25 protein-coding genes and 2 riboswitches are annotated in these 24906 nt (G+C 36.4%); of the genes, 5 read left to right on the forward strand and 20 right to left on the reverse strand.

Translation table 11 applies throughout. From position 1 onward, the window contains the following. Nucleotides 1-6: 6 nt before the first annotated feature. The 12 genes from ACQ76T_RS00915 to ACQ76T_RS00970 form a co-directional block, all read right to left on the reverse strand. On the reverse strand, nucleotides 7-588 hold the full coding sequence (locus ACQ76T_RS00915; protein WP_431341476.1) for a YIP1 family protein: 582 nt from the start codon (nucleotides 586-588) through the stop codon (nucleotides 7-9). 10 nt (nucleotides 589-598) lie between these two features. Further along, entirely contained in the window at nucleotides 599-874 is a 276-nt protein-coding gene (locus tag ACQ76T_RS00920) for a DUF2089 family protein (protein WP_431341477.1), read from the reverse strand. Between the two features lie 311 nt (nucleotides 875-1185). Then, nucleotides 1186-2028 carry a prephenate dehydrogenase gene (locus ACQ76T_RS00925; protein WP_431341478.1) on the reverse strand — a complete coding sequence of 281 codons (843 nt, stop codon included), beginning with the start codon at nucleotides 2026-2028 and terminating at the stop codon, nucleotides 1186-1188. 240 nt (nucleotides 2029-2268) lie between these two features. Continuing rightward, nucleotides 2269-2790 (reverse strand): hypothetical protein, encoded by a 522-nt coding sequence (locus ACQ76T_RS00930; protein ID WP_431341479.1) that lies wholly within the window; start codon nucleotides 2788-2790, stop codon nucleotides 2269-2271. Nucleotides 2791-3036: 246 nt separating this feature from the next. Further along, nucleotides 3037-5316: a cation:proton antiporter gene (locus ACQ76T_RS00935; protein ID WP_431341480.1), complete on the reverse strand. Its 2280-nt coding sequence runs from the start codon at nucleotides 5314-5316 to the stop codon at nucleotides 3037-3039. A gap of 96 nt (nucleotides 5317-5412) precedes the next feature. Then, the gene (locus ACQ76T_RS00940) at nucleotides 5413-5802 is read right to left on the reverse strand and encodes a hypothetical protein (RefSeq protein ID WP_431341481.1); all 390 of its coding nucleotides are present in this window, start codon (nucleotides 5800-5802) and stop codon (nucleotides 5413-5415) included. A 107-nt stretch (nucleotides 5803-5909) separates the two neighbouring features. Then, nucleotides 5910-6620 (reverse strand): LytR/AlgR family response regulator transcription factor, encoded by a 711-nt coding sequence (locus ACQ76T_RS00945; RefSeq protein ID WP_431341482.1) that lies wholly within the window; start codon nucleotides 6618-6620, stop codon nucleotides 5910-5912. After that, nucleotides 6595-7368 carry a histidine kinase gene (locus tag ACQ76T_RS00950; RefSeq protein WP_431341483.1) on the reverse strand — a complete coding sequence of 258 codons (774 nt, stop codon included), beginning with the start codon at nucleotides 7366-7368 and terminating at the stop codon, nucleotides 6595-6597. Before ACQ76T_RS00950 ends, ACQ76T_RS00945 begins: the two co-directional genes overlap by 26 nt. 20 nt (nucleotides 7369-7388) lie before the next feature. Next, nucleotides 7389-7760, reverse strand: coding sequence for a hypothetical protein (locus ACQ76T_RS00955; protein ID WP_431341484.1), 372 nt, complete (start codon nucleotides 7758-7760; stop codon nucleotides 7389-7391). After that, the gene (locus tag ACQ76T_RS00960) at nucleotides 7760-8950 is read right to left on the reverse strand and encodes an alanine dehydrogenase (protein WP_422691400.1); all 1191 of its coding nucleotides are present in this window, start codon (nucleotides 8948-8950) and stop codon (nucleotides 7760-7762) included. The genes ACQ76T_RS00955 and ACQ76T_RS00960 overlap by 1 nt, the downstream gene beginning before the upstream one ends. 67 nt (nucleotides 8951-9017) lie before the next feature. Beyond that, complete coding sequence (gene tsaE / locus ACQ76T_RS00965; RefSeq protein ID WP_431341485.1) at nucleotides 9018-9425, reverse strand: tRNA (adenosine(37)-N6)-threonylcarbamoyltransferase complex ATPase subunit type 1 TsaE; 408 nt, start codon at nucleotides 9423-9425, stop codon at nucleotides 9018-9020. After that, nucleotides 9422-10033: a transglycosylase domain-containing protein gene (locus tag ACQ76T_RS00970; protein WP_431341486.1), complete on the reverse strand. Its 612-nt coding sequence runs from the start codon at nucleotides 10031-10033 to the stop codon at nucleotides 9422-9424. Before ACQ76T_RS00970 ends, tsaE begins: the two co-directional genes overlap by 4 nt. 138 nt (nucleotides 10034-10171) lie before the next feature. Between ACQ76T_RS00970 and dnaG the strand changes: the two genes are divergently transcribed. Both dnaG and clpP read left to right on the forward strand, forming a co-directional pair. Next, complete coding sequence (dnaG, locus tag ACQ76T_RS00975; RefSeq protein ID WP_431341487.1) at nucleotides 10172-12157, forward strand: DNA primase; 1986 nt, start codon at nucleotides 10172-10174, stop codon at nucleotides 12155-12157. Nucleotides 12158-12267: 110 nt separating this feature from the next. Next, entirely contained in the window at nucleotides 12268-12954 is a 687-nt protein-coding gene (gene clpP / locus ACQ76T_RS00980; RefSeq protein WP_027373257.1) for an ATP-dependent Clp endopeptidase proteolytic subunit ClpP, read from the forward strand. A gap of 262 nt (nucleotides 12955-13216) precedes the next feature. Here the strand turns inward: clpP and ACQ76T_RS00985 are convergent, their stop codons facing one another. The 3 genes from ACQ76T_RS00985 to ACQ76T_RS00995 all read right to left on the reverse strand — a co-directional run bounded on the left by ACQ76T_RS00985 (nucleotide 13217) and on the right by ACQ76T_RS00995 (nucleotide 17356). After that, entirely contained in the window at nucleotides 13217-14341 is a 1125-nt protein-coding gene (locus tag ACQ76T_RS00985; RefSeq protein WP_431341488.1) for a T9SS type A sorting domain-containing protein, read from the reverse strand. An 8-nt stretch (nucleotides 14342-14349) separates the two neighbouring features. Beyond that, the gene (locus ACQ76T_RS00990; RefSeq protein ID WP_431341489.1) at nucleotides 14350-15630 is read right to left on the reverse strand and encodes a T9SS type A sorting domain-containing protein; all 1281 of its coding nucleotides are present in this window, start codon (nucleotides 15628-15630) and stop codon (nucleotides 14350-14352) included. Between the two features lie 103 nt (nucleotides 15631-15733). Continuing rightward, nucleotides 15734-15923, reverse strand: a riboswitch (cobalamin riboswitch). Between the two features lie 326 nt (nucleotides 15924-16249). Then, entirely contained in the window at nucleotides 16250-17356 is a 1107-nt protein-coding gene (locus ACQ76T_RS00995; protein WP_431341490.1) for a T9SS type A sorting domain-containing protein, read from the reverse strand. Nucleotides 17357-17413: 57 nt separating this feature from the next. Then, a riboswitch (cobalamin riboswitch) is annotated at nucleotides 17414-17604 on the reverse strand. Nucleotides 17605-17864: 260 nt separating this feature from the next. Here ACQ76T_RS00995 and ACQ76T_RS01000 point away from each other — a divergent pair. After that, the gene (locus tag ACQ76T_RS01000) at nucleotides 17865-19136 is read left to right on the forward strand and encodes an esterase-like activity of phytase family protein (RefSeq protein ID WP_431341491.1); all 1272 of its coding nucleotides are present in this window, start codon (nucleotides 17865-17867) and stop codon (nucleotides 19134-19136) included. 75 nt (nucleotides 19137-19211) lie between these two features. Here the strand turns inward: ACQ76T_RS01000 and tpiA are convergent, their stop codons facing one another. From tpiA to ACQ76T_RS01025, 5 genes are all read right to left on the reverse strand, one after another. Then, entirely contained in the window at nucleotides 19212-19970 is a 759-nt protein-coding gene (gene tpiA / locus ACQ76T_RS01005; protein ID WP_431341492.1) for a triose-phosphate isomerase, read from the reverse strand. A gap of 13 nt (nucleotides 19971-19983) precedes the next feature. Continuing rightward, complete coding sequence (locus ACQ76T_RS01010) at nucleotides 19984-20388, reverse strand: hypothetical protein (RefSeq protein ID WP_431341493.1); 405 nt, start codon at nucleotides 20386-20388, stop codon at nucleotides 19984-19986. Nucleotides 20389-20405: 17 nt separating this feature from the next. Then, nucleotides 20406-20756: a TerB family tellurite resistance protein gene (locus ACQ76T_RS01015; protein WP_431341494.1), complete on the reverse strand. Its 351-nt coding sequence runs from the start codon at nucleotides 20754-20756 to the stop codon at nucleotides 20406-20408. A gap of 80 nt (nucleotides 20757-20836) precedes the next feature. Beyond that, on the reverse strand, nucleotides 20837-21946 hold the full coding sequence (locus ACQ76T_RS01020; RefSeq protein WP_431341495.1) for a BT_3928 family protein: 1110 nt from the start codon (nucleotides 21944-21946) through the stop codon (nucleotides 20837-20839). A 1-nt stretch (nucleotide 21947) separates the two neighbouring features. Next, a complete protein-coding gene (locus tag ACQ76T_RS01025) occupies nucleotides 21948-22514 on the reverse strand; it encodes a DUF1599 domain-containing protein (RefSeq protein WP_431341496.1) in 567 nt (188 codons plus the stop codon). A gap of 345 nt (nucleotides 22515-22859) precedes the next feature. Here ACQ76T_RS01025 and folP point away from each other — a divergent pair, with 345 nt between their 5' ends. Further along, nucleotides 22860-23630 carry a dihydropteroate synthase gene (folP, locus tag ACQ76T_RS01030; protein WP_431341497.1) on the forward strand — a complete coding sequence of 257 codons (771 nt, stop codon included), beginning with the start codon at nucleotides 22860-22862 and terminating at the stop codon, nucleotides 23628-23630. A 368-nt stretch (nucleotides 23631-23998) separates the two neighbouring features. Next, complete coding sequence (ilvE, locus tag ACQ76T_RS01035) at nucleotides 23999-24871, forward strand: branched-chain-amino-acid transaminase (protein ID WP_431341498.1); 873 nt, start codon at nucleotides 23999-24001, stop codon at nucleotides 24869-24871. Nucleotides 24872-24906 lie beyond the last annotated feature (35 nt).

Genomic DNA, 24906 nt, shown 5'->3' on the forward strand with positions numbered 1-24906 from the left:
GTATTTTTAAATAAATTTAGACGTAAGAATTTGGCAGATTAAAGTGGTGATGAGAGAGACGATCACAAAAAGAACAATATGCTGCCATTTTTTGATATTGGTTGCCGTTTTAAAACCATTATAAAAGATTACAATGCTATAAGTAAGCAGAATAAGACTTAGCAAAGCCATTCCCATCATCACACTCATATCCAGCAATGGAATAGATTCCGTGGGATTTTTAGAATACAAGATCATTCTTTTCTGAGCTGCATTGATAAAGGGAATCTGATCAATCGGCTGCAGAATAATAAGAACAAGTTGTGAAAGTAAAACTGTATTTACGATGTCTATCAATCTGGTTTTGATATTTAAGATTTTGCCCAGTATAAAAAGAATAATGATGGAAAAAGCGAAACTGGCTAAAGTAGGTACAGCGATGGCCTGAAGCGAAACGTTTTCTACATTGTTTATTCTATAAATACTAAAGAAAGCAGTACCGGACCAATATCCCATGGCAATAGAAATAATAACGGTGACAATGCTGGCCAGAAGAAGCAACTTTTCGTCGAATTTCTCAAAAGGGTTGAAAATGGTTTTCCAGTTCATAAGAAAGAGTTTATTGGTTATTGGTTTTTAGTTGATCAATCTTAGTGATAAGGTCATCCATTTTATTCCTCATTGTTGGATAAGACAGGCCGGCTTGTTTAGCCATTTCTTTGATGCTTCCGCTGGATAGAAAAAAGTTGAGAATAAAATCCTGTTCCTCACGATTGAGTTTAAGGAGAACAGGAAGCTCATAGTCGCCACTTACTTCTGTTTTGCAGCTCGGGCATTTCATCTGGCTTACGTTAAGAGTATGATCACAGCTTGGGCAGACTATGGGTAGTTTCATGGATTATCTTTTTTACGAAAGTAATGTTTTTTTTAATAAAGTTAAAATATTTTTTAATTTTATTAAAATTCAATTGAATGTAGTGAGTGAACAATGAGAAATTTTGAGAGTAGAAAGAAATCAAAATTAAGAATGAAAAAATAGGATGGAAAGCTCAAATCTTGATAAAACAAAATTCCTTCGAAATGACATCCAGGCGTTTAATGTATCCGCAATCTCTGTCATTCCGAAGGAATCTCAGTAATCTATATTTATAATCTGAAAAATTAAAAGAAGAAGTGAGTACTCATGTTCCTTCCTTCCGATAATTTCTATCTTAAAATTCCTCTGATTCTGTTGGCATTTGTAATCAATTCCTCAAGGTATTCATAGTTTTCTTTTTCCAGGGCAGACTTGAATTTTCTGAGCTGAGAAATATGCTCGTTCAACACATCCAGTACATTTTCTTTATTTTGTTTAAATATAGGAACCCACATTTCAGGATGCGATTTGGCAAGACGTACAGTACTTGAAAAACCTGAACTGGCAAGCTGGAAAATAGTTTCTTCCTCACGTTCTTTTTCCAACACGGTATTGGCAAGAGCGTAAGAAGTAATGTGAGAAATATGGGAAATATAAGCGGTATGGATATCGTGATCTTCAGCATTCATATAGATCATATGCATATCCAAAGCTTCAACAATTTTTTCAACCGTTTGCAATGCATCTTCGGCAGACTCTTCTTTGTTGCAGATAACTCCAGCTTTTCCAGAGAAACTTTCAGCAATAGCGGATTTTGGACCACTGTTTTCTGTACCCCACATCGGGTGGAAAGCAACAAATCTGGATCGGTTCGGATGGTTTTCTACCGCTTTTACAATACCCGCTTTGGTGGAACCGGCATCCATAACAGTTTGATGTTGTGATACAAGGTCCAAAACTCCCGGAAGTATCTTTCGGGCGGCATCCACCGGAATTGCAATAATGATAAGATCGGAATTTTTTACTCCTTCTTCAAGATTGGCTCCCGCATCAATGATCTTCAATTCCAATGCATCGTTAATATGTTTCTGATCGTTATCAATTCCATAGATGAAGTCAGCAATTCCTTTTTCTCTTAACTTCAACGCCATCGAACCACCGATTAATCCTGTTCCAATAATACTTATTTTCATCTTTTAAACTTTTTGTAAATAAAAAAACCTCGTCAAGGACGAGGTTGTAAGTTATGTTCATAAGAATCCCTATCCCAGTTCTGAGTTAAAAATTCTATAATAATATGTTCCGTTGTTAAAATTCACGAAGCGAAGGTATAAAATATTTTTTAAACTTTATAAATTTCTTATCTAAATTATATATGGATGGTATCTATACAATTCTGCTCATCGCTTATATTTTCGAATGATTAGGATCTATTATTTGCTTTCCTTGATAATATGAAGCCTTTCTTCTACTTCCTTGATCTTGCTGATCCAATAGTTTATTCCTTCCTGATTGGTTACTGTTTCTTTAAAAGCATTACGGCTAACAGTCCACAGATGGGAGCCATTTTTCTGGTATTCCATTTCTCTTTTCTTTTTAGTTTCAGGTTCTATACGATATCTCCAGAATACCAGAGAATGCATATATGCTGAACGAATTTTTTCAAGGTAGGCAATGATCGCTTTACGATCCTGAGGAATATATCCCGGGCCAGAGCAGCCACACGAATGAAAAGTTATCCCGACCGTGTAAAGATCGCGGATGTGTGCCCATTGCTTATGATCATTTTTTGCCGGAGATTCAAAATCAAGACCCATATTGGCCATGAGATTACCGCATTCCGGGCATTTGGCTTCTACAGAAGTGACCGCATCTTTGTTCACATCTTTCAATATACGTCTTTTGAAGGTTTTTTGGCAGTTAAAACAGGCATAATGACCTTTGTAAACCATCATGGCATATCGGCACATATTATGATCTTATTCTTTGGTTATTTTATATTTTTTTATCGTGAAAGAGAAATCGCATTATCCTGAAAACTGCAAATTTCTTTATATAAAGGCGCCAACGGGATATTGTATTTTTTCTTTCGAATGAGAGGTGTTTCCCAAAAAAGGAAGCCATAAATATACTCGTTTTTTCTTTACAGACAACGAATAATATTTACAGCTTCCGGTAGAAATAGAAATATCGGTGTGTGTTTATGGGTTTGAAATAATCAAAGTGGAAGGAATGTCCGACAGCCAAAGACTTTTGGTATCGATGAGGTTCTTCCAGCTCTTGCTGCTGATGAGCATCAGATCCTGAGAATTCAGGAATTCTTTCTCAATCTTTTTTTCATTATATAAGGTGATATGATTTGGTGCAACCTGTTCAATGCTTCTGATAAGCTCTTTCACTTCAATATTGTTGCGGATCTGTCCTGCAGCATCCAGAATAATAATCTGAGAATTGTTGTTATTGATAAGTCTCTTTGCATATTCCAGCAGGTAAAAATCACTAAGATTAAAAATCGGGACAAATACTTTATCAGCTGCTTTGAAGTCTTTTTCTACCAAAACGCCTACAGGAATATTCGTTTTATCTAAAATCTGAAGGGTAAAATCGTCAAAAGGAGAATTGTTAAAGATATTTCCTTTGCCTTTTACAGTATTCAAAAGTTTTTCAGGGTTGATAATTTTGGTGGTAAAGCCTAATAGTCTTCCCAGTAAACTTCCTTCATACATAGATTTTCCAAGCATGATCAGCAGAAGGTCGTAATGGCCTTTATTGGTAATGCTGGTAAGATCATTTTCAATATCGGTAGATGCTTTGAAAAGGGTAGTGACTTCCAGGTTCAGCTCATGAGAGGTGTCGATCACATTCTGAAATTGGGTGTTTTCATATTCATTAATGTCATAGGCGTGCATTTCGTCTACCGGGGCAATATTCATGGCAGTAATACTTTTATTACCATTCATCTTATTGGTGAAATCGTGAGCCAGTTTCAACAGAGTGCTTCCGGATTCAGGTTTATCAAAGGATAAAAGGACACGGTATTTGGAATCGTTTTCATGAACAGGTTCATCATGTTGTTTTTTAGATTTAAAAATAAAATTAATAAAGTCTAAAGCTGGTCCCGTCATAAAAGTGGTAAATAGAGCCATGATAACAAGCATTGCAAAGATTTCCGGGCCTAAAACACCAAGATCATACCCGATATTCAATACAATAAGCTCCATTAGACCTCTGGTATTCATCAATGCACCAATCGTTAAACTTTCTTTCCAGTTGATGCCGACGAATTTGGCCGTTAATGCGCTTCCTGCAAATTTACCAATAACAGCTGTTAAAATAATAAACCCTGCTGTCATCCATAAATGACTGTCATTCAACAGACCGATTTGGGTACGAAGTCCTGTAAATACAAAGAATAGAGGAAGAAGAAGAACTAAAGCAACATCTTCTACCTTATCGATAAATAATGTTCTGAATTTTGCATTTTCCGGCATAATAGCTCCCGCCATAAAGGCACCGAATAAAGCGTGAATTCCAATTACTTCTGTAGCGTAAGAAGAAAGGATCAGGGTAAGGAAGAAAATAGCAACCATTGGTTTGTTGATCGTGTTTTTTCCAGCCTGAAGATCACCAATTCTCTTTAAGAAAGGTCTTACGATCTTTATCATTAAAAATACATAAGCAATCGCCATCAGAATAACGTAAATGGAACTTGCAAAAGATCCTGCTTTTACAATCGCAATTACTGCAGCAAGAATACACCATGCCGTAATATCGTCTGCAGCAGCACAGGTAATCACAATGGTTCCGAGTTTAGTTTTCTGGAGATTTCTTTCCTGTACAATTCTTGCCAATACCGGAAAGGCAGTAATACTCATGGAAATGGCTATAAATAATGCAAAAGAGGTAAACTGAATACCATCAGGTGCAAATTCCTGATAAATAAAATAAGACAGTCCTATTCCCAAAGCGAAGGGAATAATAATGCTGGCATGACTGATAACCACTGCATCGTGGGCCTTTTTTCTCAATACACTCAGGTCCAACTCCATTCCTACAATATACATGAAGAGAATAAGGCCGATCTGGCTCAGAAACTGTAAGTTACCTAAAGATTCTTTCGGAAATAAAAATGCTGAAAACTCTGGAAAATACATTCCTACAAGTGACGGACCCAAAACAATCCCGGCAATCATCTCTCCAATTACCGTTGGCTGTTTGATTTTCATGCAGATCCATCCGAACAGTCTTGCCGTCATAATAATGGTGACAATTTGTGCCAGCAATAGAGCAAGAGGATGATGAAGGTTGGTTTTAAAAGATTCCAGGAAGTTTTCCCAGGTAGAGCCGCTGCTTGTTTTCGCAACAATATTTTCTTTGACCTCCAGTGTCTGACCTTCTATGATGAAGTAGTACATCAGACAGGAAAAGGCTGCTATAGTAGTGATGTAGAAAATTAAATTTCTGTATTTTCCCCAGTTCATGATTCCAATATTTTTTGCAAAGTTGATAAGAATATAGTTATGTTAAATACCCTTTTTAGTAAAATGTAATGAATGTTTCAAAAAATGTAACAAAATCTATTTGAAAGAATATCCGATCCCGACACCCATTTTCCATTTTCCGTCCTCTGTAGAGGTTTTGGTATTATAGTAGAAAGGAATCTGGAGGGCTATCTTTTTATAAACCATTGTAAGTCCGGCTCCCAGATTAGGTGTTATAGGGCTATTTTTAGTTCCCGATGAACGATCTTCTTTAATCCTAAGAGAAGGAAGCATTCCTACGATGAACTTGAAACCTTTGTAAGTAGCATTCACATTAGGGCCGGTAAAGTTGATGAAAGCTCCATGGTCTACATATCCGGCAACTGCAATTCCCTCAAAAAGTGATGCTTTGATTTTTGTATGGGTTTCCTGAGAAAAGCAGAGTCCGGATAAGAGAACTCCCACTGCATAAAGAAAGTTTTTCATTATTATCATTTAATCAGCAGCAAAAGTACAATGGCAGATCACTTCAAAACATGAAGATGTAATAAAGGGAAAGCTTTCTGTAACGAAACCGGAAATGTTTGAAAAGTCTATTTTCCGAACAGTTCCATCAAAGAATGTTTATAGGTATCTCCAATCTGAAGTTTCAGGAAGTTTTCTCCCTCGGTGAAGATGGAGGTAATAATTTCGTTGGTGGTAAATACTTTAATGGAAGATAATGCAATGATCTCTTTTTTGTTGACCTGAGCAAAATCTCTTGGAGGAAGCATTTCCAGAAGGTTTTTAAAGTTGAGGTTTTTGAGAACGATAATGGTACCGTCATTAAGGGTAATGTCTTTATCTCGGCTGTCGATTTCAGAGGTTTTGATGTAAACAATCTGTTCTGTAGGGATAATGGTTTTACCAATATTGGTATTCCATTCGATAAAGGTTTTTTTCTGAACAGTACTGATCTGTTCTTTCGCTTTTTCAAAGGCCTGAATCAGTCGTTCTTTTTTGATGGGTTTTCTTACATAGTCTACCACATTCAGATCGAAGGCTTCGGCAGCATATTCTTTGTAAGCTGTAGTGAAGATTATTTTTTTTGAGCCTGAGATCAGCTCTGCCACCTGAAGACCTGTCATGCCCGGCATTTCAATATCGAGTATACAAAGATTACAATCCAGGGTATCAATTTCTTTCAGAAAAATTTTAGGATCGTTGAATGCTTTTACAATTTCTACCTCATCAATCTGTTCACATAGAAGTTTAAGATAGCTTATCGCAAGCAGCTCATCATCCAGAATAACGCATTTTATCATAGAATTCTCCTAAATTGATTTTTAATTCGGCTGTAAAGATTCCGTTTTTTGAACTTCTTTCCAGTTGGTAGTACGTGCTGTAGATCATTTTAAGTCTCTGATCAAAAGACTGGCTTCCGAAACCGCTTTTTTCTTTTGTAAGAACGTTTTTCAGAGACGCTTTATTGCTGACCTTCATGGTGAAAATGCCGTTTTCAAGCTCCATATAAATAGAAATAAAGGAATCCTGAGCCAAAAAATCGGTGTGTTTGAAGGCATTCTCAATAAGATCAACCGAAATCAGCGGTGCAAATACCTTTTCTTCGTACACAGAATCGGTTTTATCAATTCTGGATTTAATTCTGAAATCAAAAAGAGGATTGATTTTTATCTTATTGATTTCAATAAGGCTTAATGCAAAATTCAGTTCTTCTTTTGGGCTGACGTATTTGTTATTGCTTTCGTACAAAATATAATCCAGGACATTAGCCAGTTTGTCCAGCGACATATACGTCTGGTAGGCATGAGATTGAACGGAATTAAGAATGTTTTTAAACAAATGTGGGTTCAGTTTGGTACCAATATGTTCAAGACGGACTTCATTCAGCCGTTGCTCAATGATTTTGTTGGCTTCAGAGAGCTTGGCATTTCTCAGTTTTATCTTTTGATTCTGACTGAACAGGTAAATGCTTGTTGTCAGAAAAAAGAAAATGGCAAAAACTCCGATGAATATCAGATAATCATGAATCATGTAGTAATTGCCTTCCATATTGTGTCAGTTACAGAAAACTATTTAAGTTTTTTCAGACTGTTTAAGGTTACCGTTTCTTCACACTTTTCAAAAGTGATCTCGTAAGACGGATTTTTGTCAGGATAAGTAATAACGTAGTCCGGGCACGGTTTTTTCTGTGCATGGCTTCTGTCGAAATCTACTTTTCCGTTGGTAATGATGCTGTCTTTTACAAACTTTTCATCAATTTTATAAGTAGTCATGGCTGCTTTAGCCTCTTCGGAATATTTGAATTCTTTGGAGAGTGTTTCTGCAATTACACGGCTGTTCGGGAGATAACCGCTACAGCTTGCTCCTTTTTTGTTTAGAATAAAAAATACAATCACAAGCCCCGGAATGAAGCCTATTGCATAAAATTTCAGTTTTTTCATTAGAAAATTAAAAGATTGATATCGTGGTAGGTAAGTCCGAAGCGGTCACAGATGATCTTTTTGGTATGTCTTCCTTTGTACATATATAAACTCTGCTTCATTTCGTTTTTGCGGATCAGCATATTTTCAAAGCCGCCTTCTTCATCATAATTCAAAATATAAGAAAGAAAGAAATTGGAAATCGCCTTTGTGGTGGTCCTAGGCATTCTGGAGGTAAGGTTCGGAAGTCCACAGTGAATCACTCCATGCTTGATTATGTAAGGATCTTCCATAGTGGTCAGTTCTGATGTTTCAATGACTTTACCGTTGTCGATCGTAATATCAATGATAACGCTGCCTTTTTTCATTTTCATGACCATGTCTTCTGTAACGATAGGGGTCATATTTAACCTTGGAAGGGCCCCAATCACTACATCGGCACGTCTGAGGCTTTTGCTGAGTTCTTTAGGATCAATAATGGATGTGGGAACGCGGCTGTCTACGATGGTATGAAGCCTTCTCAGCTTGGATAATGAGTTGTCGAAAACTTTTACGCTGGCTCCGAGTCCTATTGCTGCTTTTGTTGCAAATTCACCTACAATTCCGGCTCCCAGAACAACAACTTCAGTGGGTCTTACTCCTGTAATTCCACCAAGCATTAATCCGTTGGATAAAGCAAGAAGCTCAGATGCATAAAGAATAGAAACGGTTCCTGCAATTTCTCCTATTAATCTTACCAATGCTAGCTGCTTGTATTCATCTACAATAAATTCGAAAGCGATGGCATTTATTTTTCTTTCTGCAAGTTTTATAAAATATTCTTTGTCTCTAAGATTGATCTGAAGCGCTGAAACCAGATAGGTATTGGGCTTCATATACTCAATTTCTTCTTCGGTAGGTGGATTGATTTTTAAAATCAAATCCTGCCCGAAAGCCTCTTTAGGGTCGTTGGTGATCTTAGCTCCGGATTCAGAATATTGTAAATCTGTAAAAAATGAACCTTGCCCGGCTCCGGCTTCTATAATAATCTCATGACCATGTTCTACCAGCACCTGTACAGCGTCCGGAGTAATGCATGTTCTCCTCTCGTTCAGACAGGTTTCTTTAGGAATTCCAATGCTGAACTGTTTTCCTTTTTTTATAACGTCCAATTTTTCCTCTTTCGGCATCAATTCTTCTTCTGTGAAAGGAGTAAAAATATTTGTACTCATCCTTAAATTAAATTATGTCTTACAGATTGTTTTTTACACTCAATTAATGAGCAAAGATACATAATATTTAATCGAATGAAACTTCTCTGTTTTCACCCGTGTTCACAATACTCATTGTGTGGTAGTTGAGCCCGTAGAGCTCTTCTTCATACACTTCCGGCCATTCTATGATGCATAGGAATGAATTATCAAGATATTCTTCAATCCCAATATCGTACACTTCCTCAATGTTTTTTAGGCGGTAAAGATCAAAATGATATATTTTTCCTTTGGGAGTAATATATTCATTGACAATAGAATAGGTAGGGGAGTTGACTTCATCTGTGCTGCCAAGATTTTTAAGCAGAAATTGGGTGAAAGTCGTTTTTCCGGCTCCCAGATTTCCTTTTAATAGCAGAATATTATGCTTTAATTGAGGAAGGATGCTGTCAACAACTTCCTGCCAGTCTTCGATGGTGTGGATGGTATAATTCATTGTATATCTTTCAAATTGCTCAAATACAAATTGTAAAAATGCATGGTCCTGTTTTTGGTGTGTTCAGGATTTCTATATCGGTCATTTTTACGTGGATTTTCATATAAGGCAAGTATTTCTGCCATTTCCACAGGCTGTAATTTTTCTGCAGATTTATTAAATAAATTCTGAGAAATCATTTCGATACCTTTTCTGTTATTTAAGAAGTCAAAATTACTGAAATTAAAGTTTAAACAGTCTTTCTGTGTATAATTTTGCTCAATGTATCTTATTAGGAGAATATAATTCCATGATATTTTGTTTTGAATATCTAAAGTCGGCATAATTCTGTTACCACTATAACGACAGGGACATTCATTTATATCGAGGTGAGACTGACTAAGGTTTGTTAGAGAGAAATCCCATGAATTTTGTGATAAAGATTTAGGATATACAGTATTATAAAAAATGATGAAATTCTGAGGTAACTGATTACTACTTTGTAGATATTCAGTAATCATTTTCTTGTCCGTATTTTTCATAATATATGAGCCACCCCATTCCAGATACATAAACAACAGAATCATGATGGTACAGATGGAAATTAGTCCTCCTTTAAGATATTTCATAGATTAGATTTCATAGTTTTTCAAAAATAACGAATGTAAATATATTTTTACTTATTATTGAAAATATCCAACACTTTACTCGAAGAGTCTTCAACCAAAAAGCATTCAACTTCTCCATAAAATACTTAATTTTACAGCATGATTTCCAAACAGACCATTGATAAAATATTCTCCACGATCCGCGTTGAAGAGATTGTGGGTGAATATGTGCAGTTGAAAAGAGCCGGGTCTAACTATAAGGGACTGAGTCCGTTTCATGAGGAAAAGACACCCAGTTTTGTAGTGTCAGCCAGTAAACAGATCTGGAAAGATTTCTCAACCGGAAAAGGAGGGACAGCAATCTCTTTCCTGATGGAAATTGAGAACTTTACCTATCCTGAGGCCCTTCGTCATGCCGCCAAAAAATATGGAATTGAAATAGAGGAAGATCAGCGTGAAATTTCTGAGGAAGCGAAAAATGCCCAGACAGAAAAAGATCTTCTCTATAAAATTCATGAGGTTGCCAATACCTACTTTCAGGAAATCCTTTGGGACGAAAAAGAAGGAAGAAGTATTGGTTTATCATATTTTAAAGAGAGAGAACTGAAGGATGATATCATCAGGAAATTCCAGCTTGGATATTCTCCTGAAATAAAAAATGCCTTTACAACATATGCCTTGGAGAAAGGATACTCCAAAGAAATACTGGAAAGATCAGGACTTTCTATTTTCCCGGAAAATACCCCGGCAGGAGTAGACCGTTTCCGTGAAAGAGTGATCTTCCCGATTCATAGCTTTTCAGGAAGGGTTCTTGGTTTTGGAGCCAGAATTCTTAAAAATAATGTCAAAACGGCAAAATATCTTAACTCGCCGGAAACAGAGATTTATCATAAATCGAACGTCCTTTACGGACTGAATCAAAGTAAGCAGGCTATTTCACGAAAGAATGCATGTCTTTTGGTGGAAGGATATATGGATGTGATTTCACTTCACATGTCTGGAATAGAAAATGTGGTGGCAAGTTCCGGAACTTCCCTGACGACCGAGCAGATTAAACTGATCAAAAGACTTACGGAAAACGTAACCATTCTTTTCGACGGAGATAATGCGGGAATTAAAGCCAGTTTCCGAAGTATTGATATGCTTTTGACGGAAGGCATGAATATCCGTGTATTACTTTTCCCCGACGGAGACGACCCGGATTCCTTTGCCAGAAAACATCCGCAGGATTACGTTGAAAAGTATATCGAAAATGAAGCGATGGATTTCATCGATTTCAAAGCGGAAATTCTGTTAAAAGACATTGGAAATGATCCTATAAAAAAGGCAGAAGCCATAAGGGATATTGTAAAATCTGTTTCCTTTGTACAGAATGCTCTGAAAAGAGAGGTTTATCTTAAAGAGGTTTCCAATAAATTCGGTCTTTCTGAGCAGAGTCTCTTTAATGAGCTGGATGTTCAGAAGCAGATCACGCAGAACCAAACTCATCATGTTCAGCAGCAGCAAAAAGATAAGGTGGCTCCGAAGATGGAGATTGTGCCTTTAGATGAGGAAAAAGAAGATCCTTTCCTGTTTCAGGTGTTGTTTATGGAGAATAAGCTGGTAGAACATATGCTGGCATTTGGAGATATTATCCTGAAGCGGAGAAATGAAAAGAACGAAGAATACGAAATCACCGTGATTGAAGAAATTCTTCACCATTTTGAAGAGGAACAGTATGCATTTTTGATTAAAGGAAATGAAATCATCATTGAACAGGTGAGGGAAGGGATTCAAAAAGATGAGTTGAGAAGTGGAAACTTTTTTGTATCTTTTATGGATGAAGCGATCACCAACAAAGTAGTAGATGCTTTGATTCCTCTTGATGATCTTGAAAACTGGGCTTCCAGAAATATTTATCCTCCCAACTATGGAGATAAAGTTGCAGATCAGATTCAGGGAGATGTTCTCCTGCATAAATACAGATATATTGATTACCTGATTACAGAAACGGCAAAAGAACTGGATCAGTACAGCAATACTGACGAGACAAAGTATTATGAACTGATCAAAAAGATCACTCTGCTTAAACAGGCTTCAATAAGGCTGAGCAATATTATTGAATATTCCCCGATCAAAGGAATTTATGTAGATAGAAAAAGGTAGTTTAAAGACAATTTTTTGTATTCTGTGACAAAAAGTCCTATAAAATTTTAGGAATAAATATTGTAATTTAAACTTCGAAATATTTGTTTAAAATAATACATAATAGAAATATGGACATTAAAAAAGAATTCAGAGATTTCTCTGTAAAACATTTAGGAAACAACGGTCTGGTTACCGATCAGTATATGGGAATGTATGGCCCAACGAATCTTACCCCATACATCATGGAAGAAAGAAGATTAAACGTTGCTCAGATGGACGTTTTCTCCCGTCTGATGATGGACAGAATTATTTTCCTGGGAACAGGTATTGACGATCAGGTAGCGAATATCGTTACAGCACAGCTTTTATTCTTAGAAAGTGCCGATCCTTCAAAAGATATTCAGATCTATATCAACTCTCCTGGTGGTAGTGTATATGCTGGTTTAGGTATTTATGACACGATGCAGATCATCAAGCCTGATGTAGCAACAATCTGTACAGGTATGGCTGCTTCAATGGGAGCTGTTCTTTTGGTAGCAGGTGAAAAAGGAAAGCGTTCTGCACTTAAGCACTCAAGAGTGATGATTCACCAGCCTTCAGGAGGAGCTCAGGGGGTTGCTTCTGATATGGAGATCAACTTAAGAGAAATGTTGAAATTAAAGCAGGAGCTTTATGAAATCATCGGTCATCATTCAGGTCAAACGTACGAGTGGGTAGAGAAATCTTCTGACAGAGATTACTGGATGACTTCTGAAGAAGCTAAAGGCTACGGAATGGTAGATGAGGTTTTACAAAGATCTACAGAGAAAAAATAATTGATTGCAAAATCATAAGAAAAGCGCACCCAATTGGATGCGCTTTTTTATGTTATCAACAATTACCAAATCTTATTTTTAAGCCATAGCAGAAATTGTTTAGTCTTCCTATAAAATGACAAATTGTAAGGAAATTATAACGATTATTCAAAATGAAGACCTACAAATTCCCCTCCTCTGGAGGGGTGGCAAAAATTCAAAGAATTTGTGACGGGGTGGTTATTATACATTCATAAAAAAAAGCGCCTTTACGGCGCTTTCATTATTTCTTTACAATTTTATGTACTGTTGTACTGTTAGTGGTTTTAATCTCAACAAAATACATTCCTGTGGTTAAAGACTGAATGTTGATTTTAGAAGTCTGAGTCGTTATTACTTTCTGACCCGAAACATTATAAATATTCACTTCTTTAATACTTTCAGGACTTTCAATCTGAATAAAATCACTTGCCGGATTTGGATAAATACTGAAATTTTTCTTACTTACATTGGATATTCCCAGTGTAATATTAGAAGCTTCAGTAGGAGTAAAGGGTCTTCTCTGCCCGAAGCTTAATCCAAACCATTCATTATTACTCAATGTGATTGCTGAAAGATTGGCGTTACTTTTCCAGTTTGACAAATTATTTCCTTTGTATAGCTTCCAGGAATTGGTTCCGTTGGCTGTTCCGGAAAAAGAATTTAATGATAAAGAAGAAACCTGATTGGCCGCTGAAGTATAGCTAAATGTGCTTGTCTGAGCAGCAATCATCTGCATAGCTTGTTCAGCAGTGATGGTTCCATTGTATTGGATTCCGAATACAAAAGAATCTGCAGTTCCATTAGCATTATCCGTTCCAAAATCTACAACCACTAAGCTTTTATTAGCCCCGATACCTATCCAATGGGTAATCTGAGAGGCATTATACCATGAAGAACCGTAAGCGGCAATAGGGGTAGCAGGTGCCTGTGCTGTAGGATTGTTGAATCCGTAGCTTGCACCATACCATTTACCATCTACAATAGTTCCGCTGTTCATCCATCCTCCCAGACCCCAGCTACTGGTACTGTCACCAGTCCATAGGCTCCACCAATCTGGTGTGGATTGCTGTGAATGGTTATTGAAACTTACCTTATCAAGAAAACCATTATTAAAGGTTGCATTATAATCAAAAGCAGGTTCTGCGTTTTTGATCATCTCAAGCATCTGAGCTCCGGTTATATCTTGTCCGGGATTAAACCTTACTCCCCAGGCATATGATCTGTCATCCGTTCCATCTTTAAAGTCTGCTACAAAATAGGCGATCTGAGAACCTGTTCCCACGAAGAACTTTACGTCATTGGCAGTGAATTGGGCAAAACACAAACCAACGATAAAGGTACATATAAAGCTTACTATTTTTTGCATTGTAAATCTTACTTGATGATTAGTTTCTCGCTGAAGCTATTGTTTTTATCAGTGATTTTTACAACATATACTCCTTTAGGAAGATTATTTACATCAACTCCGTTTTGAGTGTACTGAGTATTGATGATCATTCTGCCATTCGCATCATAAACCTGAACGTTTCCACTGTTTAAGCCTTGTACATAGAATTTGTCACTCGCAGGGTTTGGATATAGTGACAATTTAGATGTTTTTATGTTTTCAACGGTTGAAAGACTTGAAGATGCGCTGTTGTAAGCAATAATTTGATTAGGAAGTAGGCCTACTGTAAAAGTATTTTGTAATGTTCCCTGTAAGTTATACATGTAGATTTTTCCAGGAGCAACATAGCCTTGGGGATCCGCTATATAGATATTGTTATTAACGATGTTAAATCCATAAGCTGAACCATAACTGTTTACTGTAATAGGAGGAGTTGCAATTGCATTGGTCGAAAAAGAAGGTGCTGCAATAGAAGTTTTATAAATAGAAGCATCTTTCACATAGTAAATATTCGTACCATCCGTATCCATATAAGCTGGTTTTGTTCCGGCAGGAAATGTTGTAGTGGAAGCAACACTCTGAGTGGTTGTATTGTAAACCGTAAAAGTTCCAAAAGAATTGGAAACATAAGGATTTCCGGAACTCATGATGTAAAGAAGGTTATCTTTTTCAAAAATACTGTGTGGAAAATCTCCTACATTTATTTCTGATAAAACTGAGTTGCTGGTTGCATCAATAATATCCATAAAATGGTTGATTCCGAAACCTCCTTTTAGCAAAACATACAGTTTATTGTCTTTGCTGTAGATTTTTTCAGGTCCTTCTCCAACCGTGATATTAGCCTGATGGGTATAAGTGTTGAGGTCATAAACAGCTACATAGTTGGTTTGTCCGCCGCTTGCTCCCCAGTTCGTTACAAAGAATTTATTCCCACTGAAGGCAATGTATCTTGGGTTTTTAACATTGGATGTAATAGTGGTAATCAAAGAGAAATCCGATTTATTAAGAACTTTTATCTGATTGGAAATATTAAGAACTACAAAAATTTTATCACCAAAAATTTTAATGTCCTGTGCAGTATCTCCTAACGCCGCATTATTGTTGTGTGTTTTATAATAGTTGTTGGTAACAACCGATTGGTTGGAGATCAGCGATACTTCAGCATTATTGCTTCCGGCGCCGCCTTCGTTGAGTACCAGGACTCCTTCAGTTTGAGCATTTGCAAAAGAAATGACAAATGCAAGAATAAGAAAATAGATTTTCTTCATGATATTATTAAATTAAAGTTTTATTCCCGAAACTTCACTTCAGGGCAAAACATTCATGAAAAAATCTGTTGAGATTTTTATTTCATAAACTTTTATTCCCGAAAGTTGAAATTGGTATAAGGCAGGTCTCCTGGCTCACATCTTATAGCTACCTTCCCGGATTTTGGGTCCAGTGGTGTCATGTACTATAAGTTGAATAGTTTACAGTTGCGGGTACAGCTCAGGATTTAAATAATATTTTTACCTGATTCCCTATTAATGAACAGTGTTCAACCTTAAAACGCTGCAAATATATCACATAAATTATAAGTGATTTTTTATGAATTATATCTGATTTTTAGGCTTTTCTGACATTAAATAAATTTTTTCACAACTGTTTTTGCGAAATTATCAATATGTTATGGGTTGTTGTTAGGTTTTTCGTATTAAAATAAAGAAGATTGTGACGTATGATCTATTCATTTTATAAGTTCTTTATTAAAATGAAATCTCATAACGGAAAAAAGACTTCCTCAAAAATTGAGAAAGTCTTGTTGTATACTGTCCTCCTTAAACCATCAAAATATTGGAAAAGGTTGGTCAGCGATATCAATTAAAATAGAAATACGGTAATGTATCTCTATTTTTTTACAATCTTATGTATTGTGGATTGGTTAGCCGTTTTAATCTCTACAAAATAAATTCCTGAGCTTAATGCCTGAATATTAATCTTTGTTGCTTGTGTTGTAATCACTTTTTGGCCAGAAGCAGAATATATATTCACTTCTTTCACATTTTCAGAGGTTTCAATCTGGATAAAGTCACTTGCCGGATTGGGATAAATATGGAATACTTTTTTATTCACAGAAGCAACCCCTAATGTAGCATTCGCAGCTTCTGTAGGAGTAATAGGTCTTCTCTGCCCAAAGCTTAATCCCATCCAGTCGTTATTGTTTAATTGAATCTGAGAAAGATTAGATTTTGCCTGCCAGCTTGAAAGATCTTTTCCCTTGTATAATTTCCAGTTTCCGGCTCCTGCAGAATTTCCTGTAAATGTATTCAGTGTCAGATTAGAGATTTGGTTATTGGCGGATGTATAATTAAAATAAGAAGCCTGTGACTGTATCAGCTGTAAAGCCTGTTCCGCAGTTATAGTTCCGTTATACCTGATTCCGAATACAAAAGAATTGGCAGTACCAGCAGTACCATCTGTTCCGAAATCGATAACTACAAGACTTTTATTGTTACCTGTCCCAATCCAGCTGGTGATCTGAGAAGAAGTATACCATAAAGAGCTGTAGGCAGGAACTGGAGTAGAAGGGTGGGAAGGAGGATCATAACCATAAGAAACCCCATACCATTTCCCATCAATTAGTGGATCATTATTAACCCCGTTATTAAATGACATAGCCTCAGAAGTAGTTCCTGACCAGGTAGACCAGTAGTCATCAAGGCTTGGAATATGATGGTTATAGCTTAGGCTGTAAAGAAATCCTGAAGGGATTTCAATCTCCATTTTAGGTTCTGCGGCAGCAATAGCCGTGATCATATCTTCCATCGTTAAAGAATTGGAATCAAAACGATATCCCCATGCATAAGAAGTTGGAGTATTATTATCGTTAAAATCAGCGATGAAATAGGCTTTCTTGGAACCGGTTCCTACCCAGAATTTAATGTCGTTTTCTGTAAACTGGGCCGACAAAAACTGCACAACTAGCAGTAAGAAAAAAAAGTAGATTTTCTTCATGATATCATTAATTAAAGTTTTATTCCCGAAACTTACTTGCATAAAAACAGTGTTCTTTTGAAGTTTAAATTTAAGGCAGGTCTCCTGGCTTACATCTTATAGTCACCTTCCCGGATGTGGAATCCAGTGGTATCATAATACTATAAGTTGAATAGTTTACAGTTGCGGGCACAGCTCAGGATTTGAATAATATTCTCACCTGATTCCCTATTAATGAACAGTGTTCAGCCTTAAAAGTCTGCAAATATATCATATAAATTTTTAGGCTGTATTTTGTGAATTATCTTTTGTTTTCAGGCTTTTCACAAAGGAAATCGTAGTTTTCGAATAACCATTTTATGATATTGATAGCTAATGGTTGGGAGTTATTTGCTTTTAAGAATTAAAATCTAAAGTTTTATTGTTTATATTGAATTCATTTTGCAGGATCTATTATTAAAATACAATTATCATTGTATTCAAGATCAGTTTACAATCAGTTTCTATTTTCGCAGCCATAAAAGTGAATATGAAAAAATTACTATTGCCTGTTTTAATGCTGGCAGTATTGTCTTCGTGTAATACTGATGGAGATAATACTGTAATCAACAGCCCGGATATTAACTATTCCAAACTTCCTCAGGAATTTCCATTTACGAAAATGGTTACCCTCAATGGAGTAGATGTTATCAACGGAGGTTTTGGCTCCGGTGCAGCAGCTCACCCAACAAGAAAAGGAGAATTTTATGTGATTACAGACCGCGGTCCCAATACCGATTATCTGAATGGTAAAAAGTTCCTCACTCCCAACTTTACCCCAACCATTATGCATTTCAAGATCAATGCAGACGGAAATATAGAAGTAATTAAATATATAAAGCTTAAAAATCCATCCGGAATGCCTATTACAGGACTACCAAATCCAGTGGGAATGGGAAGTACGGGAGAGGTCGCTTATGATGCTTCAGGAAACATCCTTGGAACTGATAATTATGGTTTAGACAGTGAAAGTATTGTTGCTGCTGCGGACGGTACTTTCTGGGTGTCCGATGAATATGGTCCACACATTGTACATTATAGTGCTGACGGAATGGAACTGGAAAGAATAAGCCCGGTTGGAGTAAACACCGGCCCAAGAAAACTGCCTGCTGTTTTGGCTAAAAGAAGAGCAAACAGAGGAATGGAGGGTCTTGCTCTTACGCCTGATGGCAGAACTCTTGTAGGGACAATACAATCTATGATGTATGTTCCAAGTAAAGCTTTGGCAACCAATACAACATTGACGAGAATTGTAACTTTTGATACGGTTACAGGCCAAACCAAACAGTTTTTATACAGACAGGATGGTGGAGCTTCAGACTCTGTTTGTGATATTACAGCGTTGAGTAACACCGAATTTTTGGTGATTGAAAGGGATGGTAATTTTGGATCTCAGGGTGGGATTAAAAAAGTATACAGAATCAATCTGGCCAACGCTACCGATGTAACGGGATCTGATATGAATGCCGTGGATGGAATGAAAGTAAACGGTAAAGCCTTGGAACAGTGTTCATGGGATGAGCTTACCAATGTAGGAATAAAATCGGTGTCAAAAACATTAGCGGTAGATCTGGTTGCAAAACTGGGGTACGAGCATGATAAGTTTGAAGGAATTGTGTATTTAGGAAATAACAAGCTGGCCGTTTTCAATGACGATGATTTCGGTGTGGTAGATGATGGAAATGGAAATCCAAAAGCGAAAATTTTACCTAAAACGGGAAAAGTAGACAAAGGTACTATGTACGTAGTCGATATTCAATAATTAGATTTTTTTTAACAGAAAACGGCGGAATCGAAGATTCCGCCGTTTTTATTATAGATTGATATAATTTCAATACTAGTTGAAACCCTCAATAATTTTAGAGAAATCCTCTAATTTTAAAGCCGCTCCTCCGATAAGACCTCCGTCAATATCAGGCTGAGAGAAGATTTCTTTAGCATTATCAGGTTTTACAGAACCCCCGTAAAGAATAGAAACCTCATCGGCAACTTCCTGTCCGTACTTAGCGGCAATAATATTTCTGATATGAGCATGAATCTCCTGAGCCTGTTCCGGCGTTGCTGTTTCTCCAGTTCCGATAGCCCAAACAGGTTCGTAAGCAATAACTACCTTTTTGATTTCTTCCGCAGAAAGGGTGAAAAGAGCAACTTCAGTCTGATTTTTTACAACCTCAAGATGCTGTCCTGCTTTTCTCTGCTCAAGAGTTTCCCCATTACAATAAACCGGGATAAGTCCTTTATCTAAAGCTAGTTTAACTTTTTTATTACAATGAGAATCTGTTTCTCCGTGATATTGTCTTCTTTCAGAATGCCCGATTAATGACCCTGTAGCGTCAATAGATTCCAGCATATCTGCAGAAATTTCTCCTGTATAAGCACCACTTTCATGCTCGCTCATATCCTGAGAGAATACACCTATTTCATCCTTTTCAAAGATATCTTTTGCCATCATCAAATACAAAGATGGTGGCGCAATCCAAACCTCACAGTTGGTAGCATTATTGTTTTTATAACTTAGTAATTGGATCATCAATTGTTGAGCATCAATTACATTTTTGTTCATTTTCCAGTTGCCTGCAACTATCTTTCTTCTCATAATTATTTTTTATTTAATCTTCCTGTATTTTCGTGTCGGTAAATACGTAGGTATTGTCTTTTTGTCCCATTAGCTCTATGGAGTGAAATTTAACATCTCCAGTTGCTAAAACTTCATAATTGTAGATATCTGTAACGTTATCTACTTTGTGAAGCTCATAATATTTACCTCCGCTGGTCCACCAACTGCCGTTTTCAGTCTGTTGCGATACTTGGCCTTGTGAATTAATGGCTACATACATCAATATGCTTTTGCCCTTTTCCAGTCTGCAAGATATCCAGTATTTCGACATTCCGTCAACCTGTTGGTTTACTTCTGATCCTTTATAGCATCCCATTACTTTGGGGTCATATTCTTTCTTTTGTGCAGTTAGCCCTGTTGCAATAGCAATCAGAGATAAAACAAATAATTTTTTCATGGTTGTTTATTTTTAATTTATGATAATCCCCATAAGTTTTTCAGAAGAATATAGAAAGTGTGTTCCTCATCTGTTACTTTATTGTCTGCTTTGATTAATGACTTAGCAAACTGTGCAAATTTTACGCGCTCATCCTCTGTAGAATCTTCATGGAAGCATCTTGCATGAAATTCGAAGTGGTCTTTCCATTCTTCAGGCTGTAACAGAGCAAGAGTTTCCAGTTCATTGTCAAGATTCATTCGGAAAGGGAATTCATCCGCAAGATACTGCTGAACAAGCATACCTTCTTCAGGTGCAAATTCACCGTCTACGGAAGAAAGAATCATTAGTAAATGGTAACCTGCGATAGATTTATTTGATTTTTGCATGAGCTGTTTTATGTTTAAGTTTAGTGTTTCAATTGAAAGGGCCGATAGCTAATGATTTTTTTATATTTTCTAAATCATTATTATTCAACATAGTCCTTTGCCGGTTGCTTATCTATGATTTTACCGTTTTGAAGAATCAATACAAAAGGATTACTTCTTGCAATGGTCTTAATGGCAGTACCATCCATCATCGCATTTTTAATCGTTTTAAAAGTATGAGGTTCTGTAGAAATACCATAAATTAAAGCTCCTTTTTGAGCATTTACTTTAGCTTCTACCTTGCTTAAAAGTTCAGCCGGAACCTCTTTTGGATGGTAAGAAAATACCAAAACTGCTTTCGGAGCATTGATGATTTCTTGTGTAAGCTCCATTCCTGTAGGATCTTCGATTTTGAATTTAACAATCTCAGACTTATATCCTTCCTTGATAAGAACAGATTCGTTTTTTCCCTCTTCAATTTTCCATGGAGAACCTTCTGCCCAATATTTTGTTTCTTTAATATAATCGTCCTGATTGACTTTCTGAACTTCTCCCGTTTTCTGATTTTTAAGAGTGTAAAAAGTCTTATATTCAGAAGGGTTTTTATTGATTTTCTCTTTTTCTCCTTTAATATTTGTTCCTATTTTATAGTCGCGGAAATCGATCATCGGTTCGTGCATAATTCCCTGTGCCATAACGTAGATCATAGCCAGAGAGAAAACGGCTAAAAGAATATATTTAAAAGTATTGGATGGCTCTTTCTGAGTTACTCCATATTCGTCTTTCTTACGGAATTCTTTTCTGTACAGGATAAATACAACGATCAGCCCTACCAGAAGTACGACATCTTTAAGGAAGCTCTGCCACGGTGTAAATTTGATGGCATCTCCAAAACATCCGCAATCTGTTACCACATTGAAATAAGCAGAATAAAAGGTAAGGAATCCAAAGAAAATACAAAGGGCAATAAGTATGGATAAGGTAAATTTAAGCTTTAGTTTCAGAAGCAGCATAAATCCTAAGAAAAGTTCCAGCACCACCACAATAATGGAGAATAGCAGGGCAAACTTCTCAAAAAACGGCATATTGAAAACAACTGGCGAGAAATATTCTTCCATCTTAAAGGAAAATCCTACCAGATCCACAGCTTTTACAAAGCCGGAAAGGATGAAAATAACAGCAATAATAAAGCGTAATAAACCTTTGATCATGTTAAATAGTTTTGGGTTTGAATTGATTTTCTTGTTCTGAGAACTTGATCAGACAGAAAACAGCATAGTTCAGCATGTCGAAATAATTGGCGTCAAGACCTTCAGAAACAATAGTTTGGCCCTGGTTATCCTCAATCTGTTTAGTTCTTAATACTTTCTGATAAATAAGATCTGTAATTGAAGAGATTCGCATATCTCTCCACGCCTCGCCGTAGTCATGGTTTTTTCTTTCCATTAAAGCCTTTGCTTCATTGGCATATTTGTCGTACAGACCTAAAATTTCCTCTTTATTTTCATTGAAATCATTGGAAAGACCTTTCTCTAGCTGAATAAGCCCAATGATAGAATAGTTGACAATTGCGACAAATTCACCTTCCTCACTCTCATCCACCATTTTTTTATCAGTCATCTGCAGCGTACGGATTCTATTGACTTTAATGTAAATCTGATCTGTAATGGAACTCGGTCTTAAAACCCTCCAGGCTGCACCGTAATCCTGTAACTTTTTACCGAAAAGATCACGACACTCACTGATAACTTTCTCGAATTGTACTGACGTCTTTAGCATAAATTTTCTTAATCTTCCAAATATACGAATTCACTTTTATATTTTTAAAAAGAAGGTGGAGAGTTTGAATGTAGTAGGCTGCGAGAGGTGAGTGATTCAAAAAATTTAGAATACAGTCAAAATTAAAAACAGAATGCTTAAAGATCGTCTTTCAAAAGTCAGTTTGACCAAAAATACATTACCTATACATACGTCAGTAGACCTTACAAATTCTTAATTTTGTTCCATCAACCATCAATAATAAATTCAATGCTCCCGAGCTCTACAACACTCAAACCCTCCAACTCCCTCACTCATAGCCTGAATTGTCGTGGTCATTTAATCCAATTAGACACTCCGAAAATCATGGGAATTCTAAATCTTACTCCAGATTCCTTTTCTGATGGAGGAAAGTTTAATAATGACAATGCCGCATTACAGCAAACTGAAAAATTAGTAAAAGAAGGGGCTGCAATCATTGATATTGGCCCGCAGTCTACACGACCTCATGCTGAATTTCTGACCAGCGAAGAAGAGATTCGAAGAATGGGAAATATGATCTCTAAGATTAAAAAAGAATTTCCGGAAACGCTGATTTCTCTTGATACATTCTATGCAGATACTGTAAAGTTTGGTTTTAACGAAGGAATGGATATCATTAATGATATTTCAGGCGGTCAGTTTGATGAAAAAATGTTTGACACAGCAGCACAAACGCAACTTCCTTACATTCTGATGCATATTAACCCATCTTACGACACAATGCATCAGAAAATCAGATTTGAAGATATTACTTTAGACGTCAATCAATATTTCTCTGAAAAAGTAAATTTACTTTTGAAAAAAGGAGTAAAAGATATCATTCTAGACCCCGGTTTCGGCTTTGGAAAAACAGTAGAAGATCAGATGAAAATGATCAGTGAAGTGGAATATCTAGGTTTTGGAAGATTACCTTTATTGATAGGGATTTCCAGAAAATCTTTCATCTACAAACCTCTTGGCAAATCGCCGTTGGATATCAATGAAGAAACACAGAAACTTCATATGAAAGTATTAGAACAGGGGGCCATGATTTTAAGAGTTCATGATGTAGCTGAAGCAAAGAAAACTGTTGATTTGTTTTTACAAAAAAAATAAAAAGTGTTAAAAAAACTTGTGAGTATTTAAAAAATTTATACATTTGCCACATGAATTTTACGAATCAGAAAAATATTATTGTCATTTCTATTATTGCTGTTGTCATTAACAACAGTAAGGAAACGGCAGTCTAAAATAGATTTTAATTTAAATTATATACGGGCCGTTTCATATTTGAAACGGCTTTTTTTGTTTTAATTTTTTATTTGTACAGGATATGTATCAGTTATTAACAGTAATTATTATCGTCATTATTATTCCCTTGCGTCTGTGAGAAGGAAAGTGTATGACTGTACATATATTGAGCCCTCTCACATCGTGAGAGGGCTTTTTTTATTCCCTTTTGTTAAATTTTAAACCCACACAATATGTATTACAACGACAACACTGTCATCTATTTCGACGGAAGCTTTATGAAAGCCAAAGAGGCAGGAACAGATCTTTACGGACAATCTCTTCACTATGGATACTCTGTTTTTGAAGGCATTAAATCTTATTCTACAGACCACGGACCACGGATTTTTAAAGCAGAAGAACATTATGAAAGACTGAAAAGATCAGCAGAACTTATGCATATTCCGTTCGATTATTCCGTAGAAGAGCTTACGGCACTTACCTACGAGCTTTTGGAAAAAAACGGTTTCACTGATGCTTATATCCGTCCACTAGTCACCTGTTCACCCAATATGTCTCTTTCAAAAGGTAAAAAATCCTATCTCTCTTTACTCGCATGGGAATGGAGCAACGGATACCTCGCAGATAAAATGAAAATCATGACGTCAGAATTTCAACGTCCCAATCCTAAAGCTTTCAAAGTAGAAGCTAAAGTGGGTGGTCATTATGTAAACTCTATTCTTGCCTGTCAGGATGCCAAAGATAAAGGATACGACGAAGCGTTGGTCTTGGATGAAAACGGTTATGTCGCTGAAAGTTCGGGAGCCAATGTTTTTTACGAAAAAGAAGGAAAATTATACACCCCTGCCAAAGGAAGTATTCTTCCGGGAATTACCCGACAGACCGTATTTGAGATCTGTGATGAGCTGAATATTCCTGTTGAAGAAACCTTTTTTACTCCTGAAGAAATGAGAGGTGCCGATGCCGGATTCTTCTGTGGAACAGCAGCCGAAATTGTCGCGCTGGATTCATTGGATGATGTCCCTTTTACAAAAGTATGGGAAGATACAGTAAGTGAAAAAGTTCAGAAGGCCTATGTAAAAAAGGTAAGACTTCTGTCATTGTAAATTAAATGAATTTAAATATTTGATTATTAGTTTTT

The sequence above is a fragment of the Chryseobacterium sp. JK1 genome, assembly GCF_050632815.1.
In the GTDB taxonomy this organism is placed as follows: domain Bacteria; phylum Bacteroidota; class Bacteroidia; order Flavobacteriales; family Weeksellaceae; genus Chryseobacterium.

What these genes read in the sequence shown, in the direction of transcription:
- ACQ76T_RS00915 (WP_431341476.1), bottom strand. Translation starts at nt 588, where the DNA reads ATGAACTGGAAAACCATTTTCAACCCTTTTGAGAAATTCGACGAAAAG.
- ACQ76T_RS00920 (WP_431341477.1), bottom strand. Translation starts at nt 874, where the DNA reads ATGAAACTACCCATAGTCTGCCCAAGCTGTGATCATACTCTTAACGTA.
- ACQ76T_RS00925 (WP_431341478.1), bottom strand. Translation starts at nt 2,028, where the DNA reads ATGAAAATAAGTATTATTGGAACAGGATTAATCGGTGGTTCGATGGCG.
- ACQ76T_RS00930 (WP_431341479.1), bottom strand. Translation starts at nt 2,790, where the DNA reads ATGATGGTTTACAAAGGTCATTATGCCTGTTTTAACTGCCAAAAAACC.
- ACQ76T_RS00935 (WP_431341480.1), bottom strand. Translation starts at nt 5,316, where the DNA reads ATGAACTGGGGAAAATACAGAAATTTAATTTTCTACATCACTACTATA.
- ACQ76T_RS00940 (WP_431341481.1), bottom strand. Translation starts at nt 5,802, where the DNA reads ATGAAAAACTTTCTTTATGCAGTGGGAGTTCTCTTATCCGGACTCTGC.
- ACQ76T_RS00945 (WP_431341482.1), bottom strand. Translation starts at nt 6,620, where the DNA reads ATGATAAAATGCGTTATTCTGGATGATGAGCTGCTTGCGATAAGCTAT.
- ACQ76T_RS00950 (WP_431341483.1), bottom strand. Translation starts at nt 7,368, where the DNA reads ATGGAAGGCAATTACTACATGATTCATGATTATCTGATATTCATCGGA.
- ACQ76T_RS00955 (WP_431341484.1), bottom strand. Translation starts at nt 7,760, where the DNA reads ATGAAAAAACTGAAATTTTATGCAATAGGCTTCATTCCGGGGCTTGTG.
- ACQ76T_RS00960 (WP_422691400.1), bottom strand. Translation starts at nt 8,950, where the DNA reads ATGAGTACAAATATTTTTACTCCTTTCACAGAAGAAGAATTGATGCCG.
- tsaE (WP_431341485.1), bottom strand. Translation starts at nt 9,425, where the DNA reads ATGAATTATACCATCCACACCATCGAAGACTGGCAGGAAGTTGTTGAC.
- ACQ76T_RS00970 (WP_431341486.1), bottom strand. Translation starts at nt 10,033, where the DNA reads ATGAAATATCTTAAAGGAGGACTAATTTCCATCTGTACCATCATGATT.
- dnaG (WP_431341487.1), top strand. Translation starts at nt 10,172, where the DNA reads ATGATTTCCAAACAGACCATTGATAAAATATTCTCCACGATCCGCGTT.
- clpP (WP_027373257.1), top strand. Translation starts at nt 12,268, where the DNA reads ATGGACATTAAAAAAGAATTCAGAGATTTCTCTGTAAAACATTTAGGA.
- ACQ76T_RS00985 (WP_431341488.1), bottom strand. Translation starts at nt 14,341, where the DNA reads ATGCAAAAAATAGTAAGCTTTATATGTACCTTTATCGTTGGTTTGTGT.
- ACQ76T_RS00990 (WP_431341489.1), bottom strand. Translation starts at nt 15,630, where the DNA reads ATGAAGAAAATCTATTTTCTTATTCTTGCATTTGTCATTTCTTTTGCA.
- ACQ76T_RS00995 (WP_431341490.1), bottom strand. Translation starts at nt 17,356, where the DNA reads ATGAAGAAAATCTACTTTTTTTTCTTACTGCTAGTTGTGCAGTTTTTG.
- ACQ76T_RS01000 (WP_431341491.1), top strand. Translation starts at nt 17,865, where the DNA reads ATGAAAAAATTACTATTGCCTGTTTTAATGCTGGCAGTATTGTCTTCG.
- tpiA (WP_431341492.1), bottom strand. Translation starts at nt 19,970, where the DNA reads ATGAGAAGAAAGATAGTTGCAGGCAACTGGAAAATGAACAAAAATGTA.
- ACQ76T_RS01010 (WP_431341493.1), bottom strand. Translation starts at nt 20,388, where the DNA reads ATGAAAAAATTATTTGTTTTATCTCTGATTGCTATTGCAACAGGGCTA.
- ACQ76T_RS01015 (WP_431341494.1), bottom strand. Translation starts at nt 20,756, where the DNA reads ATGCAAAAATCAAATAAATCTATCGCAGGTTACCATTTACTAATGATT.
- ACQ76T_RS01020 (WP_431341495.1), bottom strand. Translation starts at nt 21,946, where the DNA reads ATGATCAAAGGTTTATTACGCTTTATTATTGCTGTTATTTTCATCCTT.
- ACQ76T_RS01025 (WP_431341496.1), bottom strand. Translation starts at nt 22,514, where the DNA reads ATGCTAAAGACGTCAGTACAATTCGAGAAAGTTATCAGTGAGTGTCGT.
- folP (WP_431341497.1), top strand. Translation starts at nt 22,860, where the DNA reads ATGGGAATTCTAAATCTTACTCCAGATTCCTTTTCTGATGGAGGAAAG.
- ilvE (WP_431341498.1), top strand. Translation starts at nt 23,999, where the DNA reads ATGTATTACAACGACAACACTGTCATCTATTTCGACGGAAGCTTTATG.